The 8,711-nt window shown below is 34.6% G+C and carries 12 protein-coding genes and 1 pseudogene; 9 read left to right on the top strand and 4 right to left on the bottom strand.

The window, feature by feature from the left end:
- The 4 genes from AS180_RS20260 to AS180_RS23950 form a co-directional block, all read left to right on the top strand.
- Positions 1–355 (top strand): transposase (locus tag AS180_RS20260; protein WP_139109255.1); only part of this gene is annotated, 355 nt, incomplete at its 5' end.
- Positions 356–889: 534 nt separating this feature from the next.
- On the top strand, positions 890–1,597 hold the full coding sequence (locus AS180_RS20255; RefSeq protein WP_062687418.1) for an IS6 family transposase: 708 nt from the start codon (positions 890–892) through the stop codon (positions 1,595–1,597).
- A gap of 49 nt (positions 1,598–1,646) precedes the next feature.
- Positions 1,647–1,988: an SDR family NAD(P)-dependent oxidoreductase gene (locus tag AS180_RS23955; RefSeq protein ID WP_309599136.1), complete on the top strand. Its 342-nt coding sequence runs from the start codon at positions 1,647–1,649 to the stop codon at positions 1,986–1,988.
- Complete coding sequence (locus AS180_RS23950) at positions 1,958–2,170, top strand: SDR family oxidoreductase (RefSeq protein WP_025909642.1); 213 nt, start codon at positions 1,958–1,960, stop codon at positions 2,168–2,170. Before AS180_RS23955 ends, AS180_RS23950 begins: the two co-directional genes overlap by 31 nt.
- Positions 2,171–2,253: 83 nt before the next feature.
- Here the strand turns inward: AS180_RS23950 and hepT are convergent, their stop codons facing one another.
- Both hepT and mntA read right to left on the bottom strand, forming a co-directional pair.
- Positions 2,254–2,658: a type VII toxin-antitoxin system HepT family RNase toxin gene (hepT, locus tag AS180_RS20245; protein WP_025909643.1), complete on the bottom strand. Its 405-nt coding sequence runs from the start codon at positions 2,656–2,658 to the stop codon at positions 2,254–2,256.
- Positions 2,648–3,055, bottom strand: coding sequence for a type VII toxin-antitoxin system MntA family adenylyltransferase antitoxin (mntA, locus tag AS180_RS20240; RefSeq protein WP_062687417.1), 408 nt, complete (start codon positions 3,053–3,055; stop codon positions 2,648–2,650). The genes hepT and mntA overlap by 11 nt, the downstream gene beginning before the upstream one ends.
- Positions 3,056–3,401: 346 nt before the next feature.
- Here mntA and AS180_RS20235 point away from each other — a divergent pair, with 346 nt between their 5' ends.
- Together AS180_RS20235 and AS180_RS20230 are read left to right on the top strand one after the other, a co-directional pair.
- Positions 3,402–4,583 carry an Alp7A family actin-like protein gene (locus AS180_RS20235; protein ID WP_062687416.1) on the top strand — a complete coding sequence of 394 codons (1,182 nt, stop codon included), beginning with the start codon at positions 3,402–3,404 and terminating at the stop codon, positions 4,581–4,583.
- 17 nt (positions 4,584–4,600) lie between these two features.
- Positions 4,601–4,975, top strand: a complete 375-nt coding sequence (locus tag AS180_RS20230) for a hypothetical protein (RefSeq protein WP_062687415.1) — start codon at positions 4,601–4,603, stop codon at positions 4,973–4,975.
- 339 nt (positions 4,976–5,314) lie between these two features.
- On the opposite strand, the gene AS180_RS20225 is transcribed toward AS180_RS20230, so the two are convergent.
- On the bottom strand, positions 5,315–5,797 hold the full coding sequence (locus tag AS180_RS20225) for a hypothetical protein (RefSeq protein WP_025909647.1): 483 nt from the start codon (positions 5,795–5,797) through the stop codon (positions 5,315–5,317).
- Between the two features lie 242 nt (positions 5,798–6,039).
- On the opposite strand from AS180_RS20225, the gene AS180_RS20220 reads away from it, so the two are divergent.
- A complete protein-coding gene (locus AS180_RS20220; protein ID WP_025909648.1) occupies positions 6,040–6,270 on the top strand; it encodes a hypothetical protein in 231 nt (76 codons plus the stop codon).
- Positions 6,271–6,599: 329 nt separating this feature from the next.
- Positions 6,600–7,154 (top strand): hypothetical protein, encoded by a 555-nt coding sequence (locus tag AS180_RS20215; RefSeq protein ID WP_025909649.1) that lies wholly within the window; start codon positions 6,600–6,602, stop codon positions 7,152–7,154.
- 106 nt (positions 7,155–7,260) lie between these two features.
- On the opposite strand, the gene AS180_RS20210 is transcribed toward AS180_RS20215, so the two are convergent.
- Positions 7,261–8,181, bottom strand: a complete 921-nt coding sequence (locus tag AS180_RS20210) for a hypothetical protein (RefSeq protein WP_025909650.1) — start codon at positions 8,179–8,181, stop codon at positions 7,261–7,263.
- Positions 8,182–8,490: 309 nt separating this feature from the next.
- On the opposite strand from AS180_RS20210, the pseudogene AS180_RS20205 reads away from it, so the two are divergent.
- A pseudogene (locus AS180_RS20205) lies at positions 8,491–8,711 on the top strand (IS6 family transposase); the annotation flags it as partial.

Genomic DNA, 8,711 nt, shown 5'->3' with positions numbered 1-8,711 from the left:
CGTGACCAATTTAATGAATGTGGCACCCGAAGTCATTGCCGACATGTATAAAGCACGATGGAAGATTGAAACGTTCTTCCGTTGGATCAAACAGAACTTGAATGTCCCTGTCCTGTTTGGCACAACTGAAAATGCCGTATTTAATCAACTTTTCGCCGCTCTTATTACCTATGTTTTACTCAAGTGGCTTTATACTAAAACATCAGAAAGACAAGTATTTAAAACCGTATCGTTTGTCACATTCCAACGGCAACTGGTCGGAAACAATTTACCCATTGATTGGCAATCTGAAATGAGCACTTTTTTGAAAAACTACGTCACATTCCAAGGGATAAGTCTGTCTAATTTTGGATAATCAACACTCGTGATCTACTATTTGGAATAGCTGTATAAGAACAAACTGATTAGGAATCTATACCTTTTTCAAACAAATGGAATCTTTGCACCAGAACCGTAATTATCTATAATTATTTTTCAAACTACACAAATTACAATTTTATTACATTTCTTCTTTTTTTATACACATTCGCTACCTAATTACAATATAATAAAGAATGGGATTTTTCCCCAAAATAGAAAACCCTTTATTGTATATAGGTTACATGGGCCGTAGGGAATTATAATTCTAAATATTCTGAATTAAGTGATCTCTTTTTTAAAAGGAGCGTTCCTTTTCATTTCTACAGAAGCTCTAGGAGGGTATATGATATTTAGAGATCAAAAAAATATAGATTAAAAAACTAAAACAAATATTTTAAGAGACCTTAGAAAATGAAGTCATTTAAATTTAGGAAATATGGCTCTGGTGCAAAAACTAAAACCACTTGTAAATAATCTCTAAATCTTGGACAAACTGATACTAGTATTCTAAGAGAAGGACGTGATCAGTATGGAAAAGAAAAATCTATTCAAATGGAAACAGTATCAACCGGATATTATTTTGCTAACAGTAAGATGGTACCTACGGTACAGCTTAAGTTTTCGTGATTTGGTGGAAATGATGGAAGAACGCGGACTATCGATTGTTCATACAACCATTATGCGCTGGGTTCACCAGTATGGTCCTGAATTAGATGAACGAGTACGGCGTTATCTTAAGCCAACCAATGATTCTTGGCGAGTCGATGAGACGTATGTGAAAGTCAAAGGTCAATGGATGTACCTCTATCGTGCCGTTGATTCAGAAGGAAATACGATTGATTTTTATTTAAACAAAACAAGAGATCATAAGGCTGCAAAGCGCTTTTTCAAGAAAGCTTTGCGGTCTTTTCATGTTTCCAAGCCCCGTGTGATCACAGTAGACAAGAACCCAGCCTATCCTATGGCGATTGAAGAGTTGAAGAAAGAGAAAAAGATGCCTGTAGGCATTCAAATACGGCAGGTGAAATATCTGAATAACATTGTGGAACAAGATCATCGTTTTATTAAAAAGAAAATTCGTTCGATGTTAGGATTGAAATCTTTTCGTACAGCTAAATCTATTCTTTCAGGAATAGAAGCGATGCATATCATTAAAAAAGGACAACTTGTTTTACGGGACAAGTCTGTCCAAAATCAAGTGAAGTTCATTCATCAACTATTTGAAATTGCTACTTAAGACTAGATTCTACTAGGGAGCTTTTCACCTCTTTACATCTTTCTTCAGTATTTGCACCAGAACCGCTAATACCGAGGCTTCCTCTGCTACTACCCATCAGTTTAAGGAAGAAGACTTTGATCATTTAATTAATATTACCTTAAAGAGTGTATGGCTTTGTATGAAGTACCAGCTACAAGTAATGACAAAACAAAATAATGGTGTAATTGTGAATACATCCTCAATGGATGCTCTCTTATGTTCTGCTGGAACTAGCGTATATGCTGCTGGAAAAAGTGGTGTTATCGCATTAACAAAATCAGTTGCTCAAGAATATGGCCATCAAAATATAAGAATTAATTCTCTTTGTCCCGGTGCATTTTGTACACCTATGCTAGAAAAAAATTCTTAACCTTATCGTCAGAGGAAAAGCTAAAGCTAAATAAGTCTTATCAGAAGGTAAATGCGTTAGGGAGAGTTGGTGATCCGTTCGAAGCAGCGAAAGCAGTAAAATGGCTCCTTTCTGATGATGCATCCTTTGTTACGGGTCAAAACATTATTGTAGATGGCGGAATTGGATTTAGATTCGAATAACTTTTTAGACTTGAAAATAAATCTAATGGGATTAAGGACAGGCTCATAAACTAAGCATTAATCCCATTAGGAAAATTTATCACTTAATAATTAAGAATTTGCTTTGTATAAGTAGTAAAATCATTTAAATGTTTATCTAAGATCTTTTGTAAGATGTCTTGATTGATTGCTTGATAATCATGCACTGCAATATTACGAAAACCTACCATTGCTTTCATTCTGTAAGAAATTTCACTTGTTATAATAGATTGTGACTCTAACATATCAAAAGCTTCTCTGCTCGTTTGAGGTAGGCCTAAACGTTCTTCAGCAACAATATGCATGGCTAGATCAATGCAAGCTTCACATGCACGTTGGATATTTAAAATGATGGAGTCTTGTTTTGTATAATCCAGTAAGTTTTTAGGGTCTTGTTGGTATACTTCCAGAATACGCTTGTTGCATCTTTCAATTACACTAATTTTGTTTAAAATAACATCATTTCTCATAGATACTCCCACTTTCATCTACTTTCTTTAAGATATCTTTTCGTTCCTCATTTAATTTTGCGTACATTTTTAAGGCTTTCATTTGTTCACTCATGCGCAACTTATCATCATTTGAATAAATAACTGTTCCAGTCATATAAATTTGAGCTTGAAAAACCGTAGAAGCTTCTGCAATATTCACTAAATCAACTTCTCTTTTTAATATAGTTGCTAACTCTTGAGCTAACATAAAAATTTCGTATTTCTCTAATTTTTTATGCTTTACATAAAAACCAATATCAATATCACTTTCTTGATGGGGTGTTCCTTTTGCAAACGACCCAAATACGATGATAAAGGAAGGGTCTATGTGGGTATGTAAAAAGTCAGTAATAGATTGAACAATCTGGCGATCCATGAAATCACTCCCTTAGTTACCTATATCTATTGTAGCAAATTTTATTTCAATGACTGAGAGTAGATGCTGCTTTTTAATTTAATCTGTGGCAACTCATTAAATATGTTGTATGAAAGGTTTTTTATCTTACTTCTCTCTCATTATAATCGACTTGTGAATTTCCTATTCTTTATAGATATATTATATCACCTTTTAGTGAATGTACATAAGTTCAACTAAATGAATTTTTTCGTTGATATAGTAATGTTTTTTTATTTTATAAGTTTAACTAATGTATTGATAATCTACTGGTGTTCTTGTATAATTAGTTCAACAGAAGTTCAACTTAAAAAAGAGGTGTATAGAGATGAAAATAGCACGTTTTAATAAAGACTGTGGAAATTCCGTTGACATGAATATTATAGACGGGTACTTATTTGACTTTCCGACGAATGTTGTAGAACTTCAAAAAGAAGCAGCTGATTCTTTCTTTACGGATGCTGTGACGGCACCAGAAGAGTTTAAAAAGCGCATCTTACTTTCTACAACGCTTGAAGGTGAAGAGAAAGAGCGTTATTTCTTAGTAGGAACTATTGCTGCAAGTCAACAATTAGCAAATAATCATATTAATCGTTTACATAATAAAATCACAAGCCATATTCCCTACATCACATTTTTAGCTGCAATTGCGTATTATCACGCATTGCATGCCAAAGATCAAAAAGATAATAGTATTGAAATTGACTATTTCTCTACTATGCTGCCAATCTGGTTGTTAAAAAAGGAAAATACGTTTGGTGCAGCTCAAAAGGCAATGGCTAATCGTTTTGTAGGTGATCATACTTTCCATATTCATACACCAGGTTTTGAAAAGACATTAAATGTCTCTGTTCAAGAAAGTGCATGCTTAAAAGAGGGTGAAATAGCTCGTTTTGCTTTAAAGAAAGATTTAACCCTTCAAGATCGTGAGGATGCGAAAGAATATGTAGAGTGCGAAACTGTTATGGTTGATATTGGTGGTGGATCCATTGACGTGGTCATCTTACCAGAAGGGTTAAAGGCTGCAAATAGCCGTGAATCGTTTCAAAGTATTGAGGGAATTCCGTATTTAGCACATATTGATAAATTACGTAAAGAGAAATTCCCGGAGTTGTTTACCGATTTACGTGCGTTTGACCAATTTATTTTAGATAACTACACGAAACAAAAATTCGAGTTAAAAAATGAAAATACGGGTGAGTCTATTGATTTAACAGCTCAAATCACCTCTTCTTTAAAAGACTACGTAGAAATCTTACTAGCGAAGTTAAATGATGTGGCACCACCACCAGCAAATAAAATTCGTAAGTATGTATACAGTGGAGGTGTTGCTCCAACACTAGAAGTAGCCATTATGGCAAGTATGAGTGAAAAAATTGGTGAAGAACGTACAGAGAAATATCATAAAGTACCAGAAGATAGCCGATACTTAAATCTATTTGGTTTAGAGATTCGAAGCATTGGTTACCTTCAAAAGAAACAAGCTGAAAAGAAAGTTGTACAATCCTAACAGCGTAGGTGATAACCATGTCAGAGCGTCAGAACGCCTTTACGATAAAAACTAACCAATTAAGTGATGAAGTCTATGACGTACTCGCGAAACATGCTAAGTCTCGAAAATTAGGAGATTATATTTCATCTTTAATTCTCCAAGATATTCATCGAACACCTGCAAAACAAAGCGTAACAGGGCGTAGAGCAGAGGAACTGCTTGAACATATTAACAATGAGCTAAAAGAGCTTAAACAATTAGCTCAAACGAACGTATTGCAACGTGAACAGATAATTGTGGACGATAAACTTACAGAAAATCGTCAAGTTAAAGAAGGCAAAGTAGCAGATTTAGAAAAAGTATCTGGTTCGTTAGATGATGATGATTTAGAAGAATATAATGACTTTTAAATAAAAAGTATCGACCTGTAGATCCATAAATGGAATGCAAAGGTCGATACTTTTTATTTTTATATCCTTTATCAAAAATGATATGAATACCCGTAGCAAAGACCGCCCAATATGCTTAGTATACAAGGCGGTCTTATCTGTATTCATGCTATATATCTATTCGTAAAATCTCGACAATATTCTGATTGACGTCAAGTAAAAAAAGCAATGGCTAGAATGATGACAAAACAACTTAAATAAACGTTTCCACTCCAATCCCTCTGTTTCTTTTCATCTATGGTGTAACTGTTATAAGACCCTTTAATCGGTTTTAATACAATATGACGTACATCTACTTCTTTATCGAAGGTCGAGCTTAATTCCTCCGTTGGATAATCGTATGGGAGGAATCTTCCTTTCAGATCTCGATCTCTGTTGCTGACGTCTATGCTGCTCCCTTGCACTGGGTGTGATGTACGTTGATTCATTTGGTGCAAAATTTGATTGTGATATTGATTCGCTAATTCCTGGTGTTCCAAATACTTCACTATCATTTGAAGACGCTCTTGCTCCTTTTGGGTTATCATTTACTCTTCTTCCCACCTCTTCAATTTCTACATCAGTCTCTAGCCATAAACCATCCATAAAGTGGCTCCATTGAGGGGAGGGGAGAGGGACGTCTTTACGTTTGTATTCTTTTAATAACGTAATAAAATCTGGATTATGTGCTGCTGTAAATAACGCTAGCCGGAAAATTTGATTTCTGTCTAATGTAGTTGCCTTAAATAAGGAATCTACATATCTACGGTAAATGTCATGATAACGTACTGTAGGACGATACATATACATACACCCCCTATTTTAACTTTCCTTACTTTCTAACCTAGTAAAATAAACATCATCTTTTTTCCTTTTTGATATAAGATAGACGTCTGCATTGACGTCTTTAATAGAGTATATGAGAGACAGGTTACGATTAATCCTAAATTTGAAATCTTTTTTTAGAATTGAAAACTATGTTTAAATTTAAAAGAATTTGAACACAATAGGACTATTCAGTAAATTCGTTATAGGAGCTGATTGCAATGCTTTGGCAAGAGAAAGCTAAAACAAAACTAGGTAAATTCCTTCACAAATATGATATTCCTCAATCGGAATTGCATAAATGGACAAATAAATACGTAAGCCAAACAATGATTAGTAGAATGTGTGTAGAAAAGGAATATACACCTACAACAGATAAAGTGAATGCCATTCTAAAAGCATTACGTAAATATGTAGATAACGATGTGACATACGAAGATTTTTGGATGTAGATAAGAAGATGTGACTGCTTGAAAGGGATGAAACACTTTTTGCTTAATAACTTGGAACACTTTTTTCCAGTTACAGACGTGCATTTTACATGGAGAGGCGTACATGATAGCCTTAGTCCATTAGGCAGAATCGTTGTGTGGCTTCATTTTATAAGAGAATCATGTTCGTAGAGGCTCCGTGTCAAATGACATTTGTTTTAATCTCAATTTCCAGTAAAGTGTGTCACTCAAATGAGCAGAAAGTGTGTCATTTTACTTGACGGTCACAGAAGCTTGGTATAAACAAACAAGAAACTAACAAGAATGGTGACCTAACTATTCCTGAAAGAGTGCAAAAAAAGTATCAGGAAGCCATTAAAGACTTCAAAGATGTAACGGAACAAGAGTATAAAACTACGATTGAAACTATGGCCTGGATATTTGTAGAAAACGAGGACTACAAATATCATATAAAATTGTTGGATGAGCAGATAAAGGATTTAATGTTGCAGAACCGTCAGTCACGCGTAACGTTAGAACAACGACAAGTGTTAAAAGGATTAGGAGTATCCATTCACGACATTTTAACGAATTGTCCTACAAAAGAAAAAGAGACTGTTTCACGCCTAGAAGTATTGGATGTACGTGGAGATAGCATTAAGGTTCAATTCAAATGTGAAAAAGGAGAATACATTGGATATGTGACTCCGTATGATTCTAGTTGGAGAGACGAAAACGCCGCCAAATGGGAACTATTTAGAGGAGAAAAACTTCACACTAAACGCAAAACAAAAATGACTGAAAAGGTGCGGGAATCTGTGCAATACGATGTTCTCCGTAAAACTTTCAAGGAACTTTTTAAACAAGAAACCAACAAGAACGAAGCTTTTCAATATCTGTACTAATGGATGAAAGGAAAGCATTTAAACATAAAAAAATCATTATTCTGCGTTTGCTCAAAAAGCGAATGCAGAATAATGATTGCAACAACCGAAGGGCGTTAGGACTTGTTTAGCTAGATGTTTTTTCTGAATCCACGCTATCGAATTTATTTAGTTCGTCTTTGTTTTGCTTGAACTCATACTGCATGTCGTGTTGCTCGACTGGGTGCTCTTCAATGGTATGAATGATTTTGGTTACTGCTCTTACATAACCTAACTCATTAATAGGGTCTGAAGACATACCTAACTGATGTATAAGGTCCCCAATTAGTATAAGATACGGTAATGCTTTGTTCCAAAAGCTTTTCTCTTCTTTTGCTTCAGGAGCTGCATAGTGGTGGTGATGTGTTACGTAGTAGTTAGTAGTATGAACGTATGATGTTAATTTTTCTGATGCTTGGATAAACTCTGGTCGAACAACGTTAATTTCTTGTTCGTCAATATCTTCAAGCTCATCAATAACTTGTCCGTTTTTAAGTGCTTCTTCCACTTCTTCAATAGATGAATCTTCAATAAGTTTTTCATTATTTAAACTATCGAAAATATCACGATAAAGCGTAGCGTGAGGCATCGAAACAGCTTTTTTTAGTATCTCTCCGTAATTCGGAATGATTTTAAAGCCTTCTTGCAAAGTAAGAATAGAATCCGCGATTTTTAGTTGTGTTATAAAGGGCATATCGATTACAAATCGACCAGATATAGATGTTGCATTTTTTATAGCTAAACTAAGTGATTCTCTGTGCTGAATAATACCTGCGTCGAGAAACGGTTGAGCTTTAAAATCGGCTGTTTTTATTAATTCTCCTAACTTTTGAAAGCCAGCTAGTATCTCTGTTCCACTAAAGTTAGTAACTTTATATGGCTTAGGATAACCAATAACCATTGGCTGTTTTAGTGCTGCTAACTGTTCGGATACTCTTGTTTGGGTATTCGTGAAATCTAGTACGCCACTTAGTAAATTATTAATTGAGGGTGGGTTTTTTTCTGACATCTCTACACTTCCTATCTCAAAAGATAGTTCTATTATACTTTCTATATGGTCTATTATGGTTTGGATGGAAAAATTTCATTTGTTAGATAGCGATGTAAAAGCAATAAAATAATATCTATGGTATTTTTATAATATTAATGTAATATTTTTCATGTTAAAACAGGAGGTTGGATTGTTGTTTTCGAAGAGAAACAAAAACATCATACTAATTATTTCAGGTTCTGGTGCAAAAACTTCAAAATATCTGCAGGTAATCTCCCAAACTTGGACAAACTGATACTAGTATTCTAAAAGAAGGACGTGATCAGTATGGAAAAGAAAAATCTATTCAAATGGAAACAGTATCAACCTGATATTATTTTATTAACCGTAAGATGGTACCTACGGTACAATCTCAGTTTTCGTGATGTAGTCGAAATGATGGAAGAACGCGGACTATCGATTGCTCATACAACGATCATGCGCTGGGTTCACCAGTATGGTCCTGAATTAGATGAGCGAGTACGACGTCATCTTAAGTCAACCAATGA

The sequence above is a fragment of the Priestia veravalensis genome, from assembly GCF_001457055.1.
Lineage (GTDB): Bacteria > Bacillota > Bacilli > Bacillales > Bacillaceae_H > Priestia > Priestia flexa.
The sequence above is the reverse complement of the archived record's forward strand: the minus strand, read 5'-3'. Positions and strand labels throughout refer to the sequence as shown.

Coding starts and splice junctions, on each gene's coding strand:
- AS180_RS20255 (WP_062687418.1), top strand. CDS start 890: ATGGAAAAGAAAAATCTATTCAAATGGAAACAGTATCAACCGGATATT.
- AS180_RS20235 (WP_062687416.1), top strand. CDS start 3,402: ATGAAAATAGCACGTTTTAATAAAGACTGTGGAAATTCCGTTGACATG.
- mntA (WP_062687417.1), bottom strand. CDS start 3,055: ATGGATCGCCAGATTGTTCAATCTATTACTGACTTTTTACATACCCAC.
- AS180_RS20210 (WP_025909650.1), bottom strand. CDS start 8,181: ATGTCAGAAAAAAACCCACCCTCAATTAATAATTTACTAAGTGGCGTA.
- AS180_RS20225 (WP_025909647.1), bottom strand. CDS start 5,797: ATGTATCGTCCTACAGTACGTTATCATGACATTTACCGTAGATATGTA.
- AS180_RS20230 (WP_062687415.1), top strand. CDS start 4,601: ATGTCAGAGCGTCAGAACGCCTTTACGATAAAAACTAACCAATTAAGT.
- hepT (WP_025909643.1), bottom strand. CDS start 2,658: ATGAGAAATGATGTTATTTTAAACAAAATTAGTGTAATTGAAAGATGC.
- AS180_RS20220 (WP_025909648.1), top strand. CDS start 6,040: ATGCTTTGGCAAGAGAAAGCTAAAACAAAACTAGGTAAATTCCTTCAC.